Annotated in this window: 16 protein-coding genes; all 16 read left to right on the top strand. The window is 48.6% G+C overall.

What is annotated here, in order from left to right; all coding sequences use genetic code 11:
- Window positions 1–21 precede the first annotated feature (21 nt).
- Window positions 22–1233 (top strand): methionine adenosyltransferase, encoded by a 1212-nt coding sequence (gene metK / locus JNE38_RS28460; RefSeq protein ID WP_238933495.1) that lies wholly within the window; start codon window positions 22–24, stop codon window positions 1231–1233.
- Between the two features lie 369 nt (window positions 1234–1602).
- Entirely contained in the window at window positions 1603–2391 is a 789-nt protein-coding gene (locus JNE38_RS28455) for a polysaccharide deacetylase family protein (protein WP_238933494.1), read from the top strand.
- Window positions 2388–3530, top strand: coding sequence for a sensor histidine kinase (locus tag JNE38_RS28450; RefSeq protein WP_203354386.1), 1143 nt, complete (start codon window positions 2388–2390; stop codon window positions 3528–3530). Before JNE38_RS28455 ends, JNE38_RS28450 begins: the two co-directional genes overlap by 4 nt.
- A 32-nt stretch (window positions 3531–3562) precedes the next feature.
- A complete protein-coding gene (locus JNE38_RS28445) occupies window positions 3563–4270 on the top strand; it encodes a response regulator (protein ID WP_203354385.1) in 708 nt (235 codons plus the stop codon).
- Window positions 4271–4330: 60 nt separating this feature from the next.
- Window positions 4331–4717, top strand: coding sequence for a glycosyltransferase family 2 protein (locus tag JNE38_RS28440; RefSeq protein WP_238933493.1), 387 nt, complete (start codon window positions 4331–4333; stop codon window positions 4715–4717).
- Between the two features lie 109 nt (window positions 4718–4826).
- A complete protein-coding gene (locus JNE38_RS28435; RefSeq protein WP_203354384.1) occupies window positions 4827–6749 on the top strand; it encodes an ATP-dependent helicase ComFA in 1923 nt (640 codons plus the stop codon).
- Window positions 6749–7522, top strand: a complete 774-nt coding sequence (locus JNE38_RS28430; RefSeq protein ID WP_203354383.1) for a ComFC family protein — start codon at window positions 6749–6751, stop codon at window positions 7520–7522. The genes JNE38_RS28435 and JNE38_RS28430 overlap by 1 nt, the downstream gene beginning before the upstream one ends.
- An 87-nt stretch (window positions 7523–7609) precedes the next feature.
- Complete coding sequence (locus tag JNE38_RS28425; protein WP_203354382.1) at window positions 7610–8038, top strand: TIGR03826 family flagellar region protein; 429 nt, start codon at window positions 7610–7612, stop codon at window positions 8036–8038.
- A gap of 115 nt (window positions 8039–8153) precedes the next feature.
- Entirely contained in the window at window positions 8154–8429 is a 276-nt protein-coding gene (gene flgM, locus JNE38_RS28420) for a flagellar biosynthesis anti-sigma factor FlgM (protein WP_203354381.1), read from the top strand.
- Window positions 8430–8474: 45 nt separating this feature from the next.
- On the top strand, window positions 8475–8966 hold the full coding sequence (locus JNE38_RS28415) for a flagellar protein FlgN (RefSeq protein ID WP_203357781.1): 492 nt from the start codon (window positions 8475–8477) through the stop codon (window positions 8964–8966).
- A gap of 12 nt (window positions 8967–8978) precedes the next feature.
- Window positions 8979–10460: a flagellar hook-associated protein FlgK gene (gene flgK, locus JNE38_RS28410; protein WP_203354380.1), complete on the top strand. Its 1482-nt coding sequence runs from the start codon at window positions 8979–8981 to the stop codon at window positions 10458–10460.
- Window positions 10461–10495: 35 nt separating this feature from the next.
- A complete protein-coding gene (flgL, locus tag JNE38_RS28405) occupies window positions 10496–11389 on the top strand; it encodes a flagellar hook-associated protein FlgL (protein ID WP_203354379.1) in 894 nt (297 codons plus the stop codon).
- A gap of 24 nt (window positions 11390–11413) precedes the next feature.
- A complete protein-coding gene (locus JNE38_RS28400; protein WP_203354378.1) occupies window positions 11414–11992 on the top strand; it encodes a DUF6470 family protein in 579 nt (192 codons plus the stop codon).
- A 16-nt stretch (window positions 11993–12008) separates the two neighbouring features.
- Window positions 12009–12428: a flagellar assembly protein FliW gene (locus JNE38_RS28395; protein WP_203354377.1), complete on the top strand. Its 420-nt coding sequence runs from the start codon at window positions 12009–12011 to the stop codon at window positions 12426–12428.
- Window positions 12429–12435: 7 nt separating this feature from the next.
- Complete coding sequence (gene csrA / locus JNE38_RS28390) at window positions 12436–12675, top strand: carbon storage regulator CsrA (protein WP_203354376.1); 240 nt, start codon at window positions 12436–12438, stop codon at window positions 12673–12675.
- A gap of 183 nt (window positions 12676–12858) precedes the next feature.
- Window positions 12859–13692, top strand: coding sequence for a flagellin N-terminal helical domain-containing protein (locus JNE38_RS28385; protein ID WP_203354375.1), 834 nt, complete (start codon window positions 12859–12861; stop codon window positions 13690–13692).
- The last annotated feature ends 67 nt before the right edge of the window (window positions 13693–13759 follow it).

Here is a 13759-nt window from a genome sequence, read left to right as displayed (position 1 = left end):
GTCAAAGGAGGTAATTTTCTCATGGCTTTGCAAAAAGGTCGTCGTCTGTTCACATCTGAATCCGTAACCGAAGGACATCCGGATAAAATTTGTGACCAAATTTCCGATTCCATTCTTGATGCCATTCTGTCCAAAGATCCAAACGCGCGTGTCGCTTGCGAAACATCCGTAACTACGGGTCTCGTACTGGTTGCTGGTGAAATCACCACCAACACTTACGTAGATATCCAAAAGCTGGTTCGCGAAACCATTCGCGGCATCGGCTACGATCGTGCAAAGTTTGGCTTTGACGCAGACACTTGCGGTGTCATCACTGCAATCGGCGAACAATCCGCTGACATTGCGCTGGGTGTAGACCAGGCTCTGGAAGCGCGCGAAGGCCAAATGACTGACGCTGAGATCGAAGCGATCGGCGCTGGTGACCAAGGTCTGATGTTTGGTTTTGCTTGCAACGAAACACCTGAGCTGATGCCATTGCCAATCAGCATGGCTCACCAATTGGCTCGCCGTCTGACTGAAGTGCGCAAAAACGACACGCTGTCCTACCTGCGCCCGGATGGTAAGACACAAGTAACGGTTGAATACGATGGCGACAAACCAGTTCGTATCGACACCATCGTCATTTCTACCCAACATGCTCCTGAGACTACTCTCGAGCAAATCAAAAAAGACCTTGTCGAGCACGTAATCAAGCCTGTTGTTCCAGCAGAACTGCTGGATGCAGACACCAAGTACTTCATCAACCCAACTGGCCGTTTCGTTATCGGCGGACCACAAGGGGATGCTGGTTTGACTGGCCGCAAAATCATCGTAGATACCTACGGCGGTTATGCACGTCATGGCGGCGGTGCGTTCTCCGGTAAAGATCCGACCAAAGTGGACCGTTCCGGTGCTTACGCAGCTCGTTATGTAGCGAAAAACATCGTGGCAGCTGGTCTGGCTGACAAATGCGAAGTCCAAGTGGCTTATGCAATTGGGGTAGCACAACCTGTTTCCATCGCAGTCGATACATTTGGCACAGGAACTGTTTCCGAGGAAGATCTCGTGAAACTGGTTCGCAAGCACTTCGACCTGCGTCCTGCTGGTATCATCAAGCAACTGGACCTGCGTCGTCCGATTTACAAGCAAACAGCAGCTTACGGTCACTTTGGCCGTAACGACCTGAATGTTCCTTGGGAGCAAACAGACAAAGCGGATGCACTGAAACAAGACGCTGCAACATTGGCGAAATAAGAAGTAGCCGACGAAAGAGCCTAGTTACCATGCTAGGCTCTTTTTTTGATCAGTTCTCCGCCCATTTATTGGGGATTGGCATACAAAGGATTTTGTAGGACTATGTCGAATCTTCTTATGGGGAAGTAAGGAGGGGTTTTTTTGCCGAACAAGAGGCTCTTCCTAATTGTGTTTGTTACCTTTTTATTGATTATTATGACGGCAGGCATCATGGGAAGGGGACAGGAAGAAAAAAGAAATGTCCCGGAAGTGCAACCTTTTCCCCATGTTGATACGTCTAAGAGCATAAGCGCAGAGCAGAATGCTGAGCCAAACGTCACGCCCTTAAAAAAAGCAACGATAATACCGAAACAATGGTATAGAGATTTCGTGGTTGTTTTAGCGTATCATCATGTTGCGGAGCGTTCGGATCAGCGCTATTCGATCACGCCTGAACAGTTTGCCGCGCAAATATCCTTTTTACATGAAAATGGATTGCATCCGATCTCACTGGATGAATTTGCACGATTTATGGAAAGTGGCGATCTTTCTACTGAAAATGCAGTATTGATTACGTTTGACGACGGTTACGAGAGCTATTACACCCAAGCGTTTCCGATCCTTAAGAGCTACGGTTATCCTTCTGCGAATTTTGTCATCGCGGACCGATTGCGTGATTCTGCGGATCGAAACCGAAAGAACATGACAACACCGCTTACTCGTCAACAAGTAAGAGAAATGCAAGCGTCAGGGCTGGCTGCTTTTGGATCCCACACGTATAGTCTCCATGACAAGCAAGAGCAAAATGAGTGGGGAGAGCTGGGACCCGAGACGGCTCCTGTATACCGGGAAGATCTGCAACGTTTGGAAGTCGAGCAGGAATACAGGGATCGCCTTTATGTGGACTTCAGCATGTCCCGAGTCGGTCTTGGCGAATGGACAGGTCAATCTGTGAATGCGATTTCATTGCCATATGGTTACACGAGCAGCATTGTAACAGAGACTGCCCAGCAAGCCGGTTACCGCTATGTATTTACGTCCACTCCAGGAGTCGTGAAAAGTGGAACGAATCCATTCGCCATTCCCAGGTTTGATGTGGGAATAAGTGATACGGATGTAACGAGCCTCCATCAGCTGTTCACGAAAGCGAAAAATGAGTTTGAAGGAGAGCAATCATGAACAAGGCGATTGACATTAGCATGCTCGATGGAGTTATTAAACGAACGATTGAAACCGTGGAGACAAGCAAAACCCAAATATTTGATATAGCTGAAAATGCAAGACAGCAAGGAAACTCCCTGAAGCTAGATCTTCATGAACTGCGCCAGGAGATTTCCAAGGTGATTCAGAAGGTTGATGCGCTGGAGCTGGCGTATCGCAAGTCTCGTAACCGTCTGGTGTTGGTAAGCCGCAATTTCCATATGTACACGGAGGAAGACATCCGGATCGCGTATGAAGAAGCGAGTCGCATCCAGGTCGAGCTATCGATTTACCGGGAGCGGGAAAATAACTTGAAGCGAAGGCGCAACGATCTGGAGCGCCAATTGCGCACGCTGGAAGTGACGATCGATCGTGCAGAGAAGCTGGTGTCCCAAATGGGTGTTGTGCTCGGGTATTTGACCGGCGATCTGAGTAAGATCGGAGAGGCATTGGAGTCCGCCAAGCAGCACCAGCTCATGGGTCTGAGAGTGATCCAGGCCCAGGAGGAAGAGCGCAAACGCGTAGCGCGGGAAATCCACGATGGACCAGCGCAATCGATGGCCAATGTGGTGCTGCGTTCGGAGATCGTCGAAAGAATGTTGAAAAATGAGCGCATTCTCGAAGCGCAAATGGAATTGCATGAGTTGAAAGAAATGGTACGCATGAGCTTGTCCGACGTACGAAGGATCATTTTTGACCTGCGACCGATGGCATTGGACGATCTGGGACTGGTACCTACCCTGCAAAAATACATACAAACATGTGAAGAACGTACCCGCTCTTCCATAGATCTGGTAGTATTTGGTGTGGAGCCTCCGCTGCGCAGTTCGGTGAAGGCTGCGATTTTCCGATTGGTTCAGGAATGTCTGAACAATGTGGAGAAGCACGCGCAGGCCAATTCCGTACAAGTGAAGCTGGAGTTTGTCCAAGATTCGCTCAGTCTTGTGGTAAAAGACGACGGCGTCGGTTTTGATCTGGAGAAGCGAATGGCAAATGGAGGTTCATTCGGACTGTTGGGCATGAAAGAGCGTGTTCAGCTTCTGGAGGGATCGGTGGAGCTGCAATCGGCTCCAGGCGACGGAACGAAGGTCATTTTCCAAATACCGCTAAAAATGTGAAAAAACATAGAACATGTACAGGGGGATGAACCATGGATAAAAGACAGCAAGAACTCCGCATCGTGATTGTGGACGACCATCAATTGTTCCGTGAAGGCGTAAAGCGTATTTTAGAAATGGAAGAGGATTTCAAGGTCGTCGGTGAAGGTGCGGATGGAGGCGAGGCTGCGCTGCTGGCAGAGGAGCATAAGCCGGACGTATTGTTGATGGATATCAACATGCCGAACATCAATGGCGTCTCCGCTGCAGAAAATGTGATTTCCGCAAGTCCAAACACTCGTGTGATCATGCTTTCGATTCATGACGACGAAGGATACGTTTACCGTACGCTCCGCAATGGTGCGTCAGGCTATTTGCTCAAGGAGATGGGTACGAGCGATCTCGTTGATGCTGTGCGGGTCGTAGCTAGCGGTGGCGCTTACATCCACCCCAAGGTAACAGGAAAGCTGATTGAGGAATTCCGCCGTCTGAGCGAGCAAGAGGGCGCAGCAGACCGCAGCTTCTCCATCGATGATTCGCAGATGATCGATCCAAAGGTGATCGAATCGTTGACGCGTCGCGAGCGTGAGGTTTTGCAGTTGATGGCGGAAGGAAAGAGCAACCGGGCTATCGGTGAATTCTTGTTCATCAGTGAGAAAACGGTGAAAAATCACGTCAGCAGCATTTTGCAAAAGCTGAATGTGCAAGACCGTACACAAGCAGTGGTCATCTCCATTAAAAATGGTTGGGTGAAGCTGTAAGAGAAAGTCAAAACTGCACCGTGGCCAAGCTATCCGGCATACCTTGTTACTAGAGGAGGTATGACCGTGGTGGAAGACCTGATTATTTGGTTGTTGGCGGCATATGGCTGCTCCTCACTGCTCGTGATGCTGACAGACAAGTGGGCGGATCGGATGAGTAGCAGCAATGAGCCCCCGCATGAGGATTATCGGTTATTGGTACGGGATTCCGAGCAAGTCCTGGAACGAGTCATTCGCAGACTTCTGTTCCGTTCTTATTGGAGTGGCAAGCCTATACGCATCTCTCTGATTGATTCGGGTTCGAATGAGGAGACCAAGCGGATTAGCAGCGCCTACGGACGCTATCCGTACTCCGTTCTTCTTTTTGACGAGGGGCACCAGGAGCCGTCTTCGCTAAATACGATTATCATTGATTTGCGGCAAGAAGCAAGCGTACAGAAGATATAAGAGCGCAACCAGCGCTCTTTTTTCTGTTTTCGGGAGGTATCGAATATATTTGCACCTGCACTCTTTCTTTTTGCACACTGAGGGCATACAAGGCCTTGGGGAGGGAGTCATGGTGCGAGAGTATCTGCTCTATATCAAAGTGGGGACGGAGTCATTGCGATTGGCTCAGGCGTATGTCACGCCGTGCTTTTCCGTAGATCAGTCGTTTTGGCAGGAGCGCGAAGGATGCCAGCTCCATGTGATTGGGAGGAGCCCTTCCCTAGTCCTGGCCTTTTCACTGAGGGAACTGGTAAACGCGCAGCTGGAACGCCGGCATGCGGCCTCCAAGCCTTTGAATGAGGAAGGGTTGGCTGAGCTGAGGGAGCTGGCCATCTCGCGCGTGAGGGAGACTTCAGCTTTGTACGGGAGGGAGATGGCTGGAAGACAGCCGCTGCAGGGACAATGGTTTCAGTGGAAGCAAGAAGATGTGTCCGTTGCCTTATCCAGGTGCAATGGGTCCATCGAAAATGCTGAGAAGGGAATGGGCTCCCTTCTCGAAGGGCGAGGGCTTCTTTGGGAGGAAATAGAAACATTGATGATGAAGCGGGCCGTGGCTTGCCCTGATATGACCCCTATCTTGCAGCGAATGGTCCTCGCAGAAAAAGCCGAGTGGCGGCCAGGCGTTCGATTGTTGGTGAAAAAAAGCTGGTGGAAGCATCGTTTGGATCTGGTCTGCGACAGGTGCGGCAGCCAGCACGAGAATATTGAGCTCACTGTCTGCCATACATGTGGACAAGGCTGTGCCTACTGTACAGTCTGCCTGGGGATGGGAAGAAGCAAGTGCTGCACGCCGTATGTATTGGTGCCGAGCCGTTCTCCGTACGCAAAAGGAGATGGAGGGGCGATGCGTTCACAGCTGTGCTGGACTGGCAGCTACTCCAAGGATCAGGCGGTGGCAGCAGAGCAAGCGCGAAGATATGTGGCCAACCCTCGCCCGGGAAGCAGGGAGTTTTTGATCTGGGCAGTGTGCGGCGCAGGGAAAACGGAGCTGCTGTTCCCTTCTGTCTCGGAGTGTTTGGCAGCAAGCGGGAGAGTGCTGATCGCGACGCCTCGCAAGGACGTGGTGCTGGAGCTGGCGCCTCGTGTGCAGCGCGTTTTTCCCCATGCCAGCGTGATCGCTATTCACGGTTCCAGTCAGCAGAAATGGGAGGATGCCGATATCACGATCGCGACCACCCACCAGGTGATGAGATATTATCATCGATTTCCGCTTGTCGTATTGGATGAAGCGGATGCCTTTCCGTACCACAACAATCCCATGCTTTACAGAGCCGTGTCGAGAGCGGTTCAGCCGGGGGGCAAGCTGCTCTATCTGAGCGCGACCCCGCCGCGCTATCTCCAAAAAAGACTGGTAGCCAAAAGGCGTGGCGGTTTCAAGCTGGATGTGGGCCGCTCACTGCCTCTCCTGAGCTCTTCTACGCATGTCTTGTTACCCGGACGCTACCACGGAACGGCCTTGCCTGTCCCGAAAGCGGTAACCATTGCAGGACTACACAAACGTTTAAAAAGCAATCGGCCAATAGCTCCTCTGCTCGAGCTGGTGCGGGACTCGTTGCAGTCTGAGCGTCAATTGTTCTTGTTTGTACCGCGTATCGATGACGTGGATAAGGTGTTGGCTTACCTTACGAAGTTCTTCCCCTCTGATGCTTCCCTATTCGCTGGGGTGCATGCTGCAGACTCACTGCGGGAAGGAAAGGTCGTGGCTTTCCGGGAAAAGCGCTATCGCGTCATGGTGACGACTACGATCCTGGAGCGGGGAGTGACGATTGCGCGCAGCGATGTGGCTGTGATTGGTGCAGAGGTCGCCGTGTTTGACGAGGCTTCTTTGGTTCAGATTGCTGGAAGGGTTGGACGGTCAGTCGATGACCCTGCAGGAACGGTTCTGTTTTTGCAGGCTGATCGCTCTGCCGCAGTTCGAGCGGCAATAGGGCAGATCCGACGTATGAATCAGCTGGCCGAGAAGCTGCGGTCCCGTGAGGAGGTACAGGCCTAATGAGCAGGAGCATTTGCGTCGCATGTGCGGGCCGGATTGTACTGCAGTCCCGGGAAGCATCGGTTCGCAGGCTGACTAATCAGCTATCATCCAATCGAACGCGCTATCCCGCCATGTATCGCTTGATTTCCGGCCTCTCCCTGTGCGCTTCCTGCCTGGAAAAGCTGCCGGTCATCGGGGCGGCCATTTGTTGGCAATGCGGACGAGAACAAGAGACAGAGGAGCTGTGCCAGGATTGTCATAAATTGACGGAAGAAACGCTTCAAAGCAACCGCAGTTTGCTCCGATATAATCAATGGGGAAAAGATTTGCTCAGCATGTACAAGTATCGTGGTGAGGAACGGCTGGCAGTGCTTTATGCCAAGCTTCTGGCGATCGCGGTGCTTCGCTATCATCAAGTGACGTCCTTTGACTGTATCGCGCCGGTTCCGCTTCATGACCAGCGCCTGCAGGAGAGGGGATTCAATCAGGTAGATTTGCTTGCAGGACGGCTCGGTGCAGAAATGGGAGTTCCCGTTCGCGCGTTGCTCCACCGAACGAAGAGGACTGCCAAGCTCAGTCAGCAAACGGGTCGATCAGCCCGTGAGGAAAGCATGGACGGGGCGTTTTCGTGGGCGGGGGAACGTCTCGGGCAAGCAAAGGCAGGTTCGTACAGGATTCTGTTGCTGGACGATATTTATACGACAGGCTCCACCCTACGCTCGTGTGCCAGAACGATCCGAGAGCATGCCGGGTCTTTGTGCGATATCTACTCCGTCACGATCTACCGATAGCCAGCCTATGGGAAATGCGTTATCATGAGAGCCATACAACATGTAGAGAGCGGAAGAACAATGTAAGGTGAGTGAAGGGGTGTCATTATGTCTCTGGGCAAACTGGCAAACTGTTCACGTTGTGATGCACTTTTTGTACAAGCTGTTCGCGACATTTGTCCGAAGTGCCATCAGGCTGTGGAACAGGAATATGAATTATGTGCGCGTTTTTTGCGCAAACGGGAAAATCGCGGTTCAAACATTTATCAGGTGAGCGAAGCGACTGGCGTGAGCGTCAAGCAGATCACCAAGTTTATCAAAGAGGGTCGAATATCTGTAGTTGGGAATCCAAACCTTGGATATCCCTGCGAGAGCTGTGGAAATATCATCCAGGCAGGGAATATGTGCGAGGACTGCATCAAAGGATTGAAGCACGAAATCACGCAACAAATGGAGGTTGATCAACGTCTGGAAGATGATCAGCTTTCAGGATTTGCGACAGCCGCTTATCGAAGAAAAGAGAATGCTGACGAATAGTTTTGTACAAAAAAACTAATCGCGGACAACGAAATTGCCGATGATACTACTAAGAGGTATCATCGGTTTTCTATATACACATTCATGTCCGGTGGTTTGAGAGGATGGTTTTCACATGCGGATTAATGAACCCAATCGAATCGGAATGATCAACGCCTACAACAAAACAGGTAATACGCAGGTAGGGAAAACAGGCAAAATTCCGATGGGGAAAGACGAAGTAAATATCTCCACCGAAGCGCTGGAAATGCTGAAGCAAGTAGAGGATCCGGATTCACCCCAGCGCAGAGAAAAGGTGGATCGGTTGAAGAAGCAGGTAGAGGAAGGGACCTACCGCGTCGCAAGCGACAAGATTGCGGAGAAGTTCCTGTCCTTTTGGCAAAAGAAATAAACAAGCTCTCTAGGGAAGACGAGGGAGAAACCCAACATGGCGAAAATGGAAATGCTCTACGAGCTGCTCGACAACTTGATCCAGCTTCACAAAGCTTTGTACACATTGTCCCAGCACAAGAAAGAAGTGCTGATCAAAGGAAATGTGGATGAGCTCGTGGCGATTACGCGCCAGGAGCAAAAGCTGATCAAAGGCGTCACGGCAGCTGAGACAGCCCGTCTGAATGTAGTGAGGGAGCTGACAGCCGAAAAAGGCTTGACGCTGCAGGAAGGCACCATGGCTGAATTGATCAAGTTGACGACCAGTGCGGAAGAAAAGACGCGGTTGGCATCCTATCGTAATGGGCTAACCTCGATAGTATCGGAACTAAGCAAGGAAAATGAGTTTAACCAACAATTACTGGAGCAATCTCTTTCTTTTGTAAATATGACTCTCGACCTGATCACGGATACGCCTGAAGACGACTTATTTTACGGAAAGTCGGCCTTGAATACAAATCGTCAGGTTAATTCAACTTTTTTCAATAAAAAAGCATAATGAGGTGTCGTAATGCGGTCTACCTTTCATGGGATTGAAGTAAGCAAACGTGGCCTGTTCGCACAGCAATCTGCGCTCAATACTACCGGGCATAATATTGCGAACGCGAACACGGAAGGATATACTCGTCAGCGGGCGAACATGCAGGCAACGACCGGGCTCCCATATCCAGGTATGAATGCGAGTCTTGAACCGGGCCTTTTGGGAACAGGTGTTAATGTTGTTAGTCTACAGAGGCTGAGAGAAGATTTTTTAGATATTCAATATCGAAATGAAAATAAACGTCAGGGCTATTGGGATGCGCGTTTCGAAACCTTGGAAAAATTAGAAGGTATCATGAATGAGCCTTCTGATACAGGATTGCAAAAAGTAATGGACCAGATGTGGCAGGCTTGGCAGGACTTATCCAAGGACCCAACGAACACATCCGCTCGTGCGGTAGTACGCGAGCGCTCAAAAGCGGTAGCTGATACATTCAGTGGACTGTACGGTCATCTAAAGGAAGTGCAAGGTGACCTGGACAATGTGATGGGCGTGAAAGCCATGGAGATGAACTCGCTTGGTCAACAGATCGCGAGTTTGAACCGTCAGATTGCAGACGTGGTTCCACATGGATATCAGCCGAATGACTTGTACGACCAACGCGATGTACTCATTGACAAACTGTCTAAGCTAGTAGAAGTTAAGGTGACACCGGCAGCAAACGGTATGGTAAATGTGACTGTAGAAGGACGGGATTTTGTTACGGGCCAGACATCAGCGCCGGTAACTACACAACAGAATGCAGGTACAGGACTGTTGGATCTTACTATGGGTGGTGACACTTTTGTACCAACGACTGGTTATTTGGCAGGCGCCCAACAATCCCGAGATGAAATAGTCCCGAACATGATGCAGCGTCTGGATGTACTGGCAGTCAATTTGACGAAAGAAATCAATGAACTGCATCGAAAGGGAGCCAGTCTCACTGATATTAAAAATGGGGGAGCTCCTCAGGATCTGCCCTTCTTTTTGGATGCGAGCGCACCAGCCGGATCGAAGGACTATCCGAAAGGCGCTGGAAGCATTGTTGTGAACCCTGATATTCTGGCCAGCTTGGACTCAATCGCTGCAGCTTTGCCTGGTAAAGGAGGTACGGCTGTAGGGAACAACGAAAACGCTTTGGAAATTGCCAAAATAAAGTTCAAAGTCCTTCAAGCGGGTACAGGAGCTACTGATCTACAAGAAAGTTCTACGCTTGACGATTATTATCGTTATACTATTGGTCAGCTTGGGATTGATTCACAGGAAGCTTTGCGAAACCAAAAAAACTCGGAGTTAATTGTGGGAACCGTTGATAACCAGCGTCAATCCGTATCAGGTGTATCCATCGATGACGAGATGGCTGAAATGGTGAAATACCAACATGCATATAGCGCTTCTGCCCGTGTCATGACAAGCATGGACGAAATTCTGGATAAAGTAATTAACGGTATGGGACGAGTCGGCTTGTAAAATCGTTAAATGTTGAGTTAAATGAGGGATCAAATATGGCCATACGCGTTACTCAAAATATGCTGAATAGCAACATGTTGCGTAATCTACACAATTCTATGTACAGCATGGACAAGATGCAACAGCAATTGTCTTCGGGAAGCAAAATATCCAAGCCTTCAGACGATCCTGTCGTTGCTACTCGAGGGATGTTCTACCGCTCTTCTTTGATGGAAAACGAGCAATATCAAAGAAATATCGGTGAAGTCCAGTCGTGGCTGGAGCTTTCGGATAAAGCTTTGGATGAAGCGGGGTCTATCATGCATCGTATTCGGGAGTTGGCAGTAAATTCGGGTAACACAACTCTTGGACCCGATTCCCTACAAGCGATTGGAAAAGAGATTGAACAGCTGAAAGAGCACCTTGGGACGATCGCCAACCAGACTTTAGGTGGAAAATATATTTTTGGAGGCAGTGATATTATGACTCCTCCTTATGATGTTTCTGCTGGAAAAATTACGACCACGAATAATAGTGAAATTATGCTCGAGGTAAGTACAGGGATTCAAGTTCCGATCAACGTGACTGGACAATCTGTTTTTAATTATCTTGGCAATGGTGGAAAAAATGTTTTTGATCTGATGGATAAAATTGTGAATGATTTGAAGGATGGAAAACCGGTGAATAATGAGCTGGGGAATATCGACGAACAAATAGATAACTTGTTAGGAGTAAGATCTACCTTGGGTGCTAGAGCAAACCGTATTGATCTTATCCAGGATCGGATGGAAAAAGAAGAAACTACGCTAACAGAGGGGATGTCCAAAAACGAAGATGCGGACATTGCTGAGGTTATTACGAACTTGAAGACACAAGAAAATGTACACAGAGCTGCTTTGGGAGCGGGTGCTAGGATCATTCAACCGTCATTGCTTGATTTCTTGCGTTGATTATAGCGATAGGAGCATAATGCCATGCGACTTCCGCAAATAACCATGACTCAAACCTATGCAAAATTAGGATTAGATATACAAAAGCCCCGTCAAGAGATTGAACAGCCGCAAGCAGAAATGAATATGCGCCAGGAAGCTGCTATTTTAGATATCCACCAACAGCAGGGGCAGCTATTCATCGATACCAGTGAGGCGCAAGCCAATATCGATCTGCGTGGGCCGTTGCGCAGGACGGCGGATCATGCTGAATTCGGGAACAGAAGAGCATTCGAAGCAGTTGAGCAGATCAGTTATGAAGGAGATCGTCTTGCTGCTATCGAAAATAAAGGTAACCCAATTGCGGATATCGCTTATGAAGAAAGTGGCATCTATGAGGCCGAGGAAATTATTGCGGCTGGTTCTATCATTGGTGACGGAATCGAAATGAGTTTTGAAGCCAAGAAGCCGATTATCGATGTACAAGTACGAGGCGTAAGAATGGAACCCGAAATAAAGGCACCTGTTCACAACTATGCGCGAGGTAAGGTGGAGGGCTATCTTCTTCAAAAGAACAGTCTACGGATTGATGTAGTAGGAACACATGTAGACACAGGGATGTAATAAAGGAGCGGTTTAGATGTCATCTCCCGACGTACAATCAAAAGAACTGATCTTTCAAGACGGCATGCCAGGGTTTCCAGAGCTTCAACGTTTCCTGCTGGTTCAAGGTGAACTAGGAAGTCCATTTTACTCGCTGCAATCACAGGAAGATGAACAAGTCGGATTCTGGGTAATCGAGCCATTTGTCTTTTTTCCGGAGTATGAATTTACCTTGCCTGATTCAGTAAAATCCCAGTTGCAGATTGAAGAAGGTACACCGATGTTCGTCTGCAATGTCATCTCGTTCAGAGATGGTGGAGAAATTACTGTTAACCTAAAAGCACCGATTGTAGTGAATAAGTCCAATCAATTGGCCAAACAGGTGATTTTGAATGCGGAAAAGTACGAGATTCGCCAGCCGTTGATGCAAATCCGGGCGAAAGCAGCCAGTGAGTAGGTGAAGCATGCTAGTCTTGTCACGGAAGAAAAACGAGTCGCTGATGATTGGTGATCAAATCAAGATCAAGATTGTGGCGGTCGAAGGTGATGTCGTCAAAATCGGGATTGAGGCTCCTCGCGATGTCGAGGTATACCGCCATGAGATATACGTGGCGATCAAGGAAGAAAACCGCATGGCCTCCCAAAACAAAATGGATTTGTCCCAACTGAAAGAGTGGATAAAGAGCAAACCTGATGCAGAGTAGTGTATCAGGTTTTTTTGTCGACTTTCATCAAAAAACTTAAAAAAAAGACTAAAAAGCGTGAAGCATGTTTCCGATAACAATAATGTAGAGGAAAACGACACAAGCGCGCGAATGAGTCTGCTTTCCGAAATTAATGAACCAACCACATGGACGTGGTGGTGACAATCAAGGAGGAAAATTTACATGATTATCAATCACAATATCTCAGCAATCAATACTCATCGTCAGTTGGGTGTAAACACAACCAATACTAGCAAATCTATCGAGAAACTGTCTTCCGGTCTTCGTATCAACCGTGCTGGCGACGATGCGGCAGGTCTGTCCATCTCCGAAAAAATGCGCGGACAAATTCGCGGGTTGGAGCAATCTTCCCGTAACGCGCAAGATGGTATCTCTTTGATTCAGACGGCTGAGGGTGCTTTGAATGAAGTACATTCCATCGCACAACGTATGCGTGAATTGGCTGTACAATCTGCGAATGATACAAACGTTGCAGCTGACCGTACTTCTTTGCAAGACGAGTATAATGCTTTGGCTACAGAGATTGAGCGCATCAATAAAGATACTGAGTTTAATACCCAGAAATTACTAAACGGTTCTGCTGGTAATGCTGGTAAAGTAGAGATTCATGTTGGTGCTAATAAAGATCAAAAAATTCAATTGGACTTTACTACTGATGGTATTAAGTTGGATCAAATCACAACTGATCTTAAAGCAGGTAAAATCGATACTCAGACTGATGCTGAAACTACGATTAAATTGCTGGATGACAATATTGCAAAAATTTCTACCGGACGTTCGAAGCTCGGTGCTTACCAAAACCGCCTCGAACACTCCATCGCAAACGTAGACAATGCTGCTGAGAACTTGACAGCTGCTGAATCCCGTATTCGCGACGTAGATATGGCGAAAGAAATGATGAACCAAACGAAAAACAGCATCCTTGCTCAAGCTGCTCAGGCTATGTTGGCTCAAGCTAACCAACAACCACAAGGCGTACTGCAACTGCTGCGTTAATAGATTGAAACCCGAAAAGGAATGGTTCGCCATTCCTTTTCATTTATACAATAGTTAGTTTTTCCAA

Origin of the sequence: Brevibacillus choshinensis, assembly GCF_016811915.1 — a bacterium.
Taxonomy (GTDB): domain Bacteria; phylum Bacillota; class Bacilli; order Brevibacillales; family Brevibacillaceae; genus Brevibacillus; species Brevibacillus choshinensis_A.
This window is presented reverse-complemented; position numbering and strand designations above follow the sequence as displayed.

Excerpts from the sequence above, each read along its gene's own strand:
- flgM (WP_203354381.1), top strand. The coding sequence starts at position 8,154 with ATGCGGATTAATGAACCCAATCGAATCGGAATGATCAACGCCTACAAC.
- JNE38_RS28435 (WP_203354384.1), top strand. The coding sequence starts at position 4,827 with ATGGTGCGAGAGTATCTGCTCTATATCAAAGTGGGGACGGAGTCATTG.
- JNE38_RS28440 (WP_238933493.1), top strand. The coding sequence starts at position 4,331 with ATGACCGTGGTGGAAGACCTGATTATTTGGTTGTTGGCGGCATATGGC.
- JNE38_RS28395 (WP_203354377.1), top strand. The coding sequence starts at position 12,009 with ATGTCATCTCCCGACGTACAATCAAAAGAACTGATCTTTCAAGACGGC.
- JNE38_RS28385 (WP_203354375.1), top strand. The coding sequence starts at position 12,859 with ATGATTATCAATCACAATATCTCAGCAATCAATACTCATCGTCAGTTG.
- csrA (WP_203354376.1), top strand. The coding sequence starts at position 12,436 with ATGCTAGTCTTGTCACGGAAGAAAAACGAGTCGCTGATGATTGGTGAT.
- JNE38_RS28430 (WP_203354383.1), top strand. The coding sequence starts at position 6,749 with ATGAGCAGGAGCATTTGCGTCGCATGTGCGGGCCGGATTGTACTGCAG.
- metK (WP_238933495.1), top strand. The coding sequence starts at position 22 with ATGGCTTTGCAAAAAGGTCGTCGTCTGTTCACATCTGAATCCGTAACC.
- JNE38_RS28425 (WP_203354382.1), top strand. The coding sequence starts at position 7,610 with ATGTCTCTGGGCAAACTGGCAAACTGTTCACGTTGTGATGCACTTTTT.
- JNE38_RS28445 (WP_203354385.1), top strand. The coding sequence starts at position 3,563 with ATGGATAAAAGACAGCAAGAACTCCGCATCGTGATTGTGGACGACCAT.
- flgL (WP_203354379.1), top strand. The coding sequence starts at position 10,496 with ATGGCCATACGCGTTACTCAAAATATGCTGAATAGCAACATGTTGCGT.
- flgK (WP_203354380.1), top strand. The coding sequence starts at position 8,979 with ATGCGGTCTACCTTTCATGGGATTGAAGTAAGCAAACGTGGCCTGTTC.
- JNE38_RS28450 (WP_203354386.1), top strand. The coding sequence starts at position 2,388 with ATGAACAAGGCGATTGACATTAGCATGCTCGATGGAGTTATTAAACGA.
- JNE38_RS28400 (WP_203354378.1), top strand. The coding sequence starts at position 11,414 with ATGCGACTTCCGCAAATAACCATGACTCAAACCTATGCAAAATTAGGA.
- JNE38_RS28415 (WP_203357781.1), top strand. The coding sequence starts at position 8,475 with ATGGAAATGCTCTACGAGCTGCTCGACAACTTGATCCAGCTTCACAAA.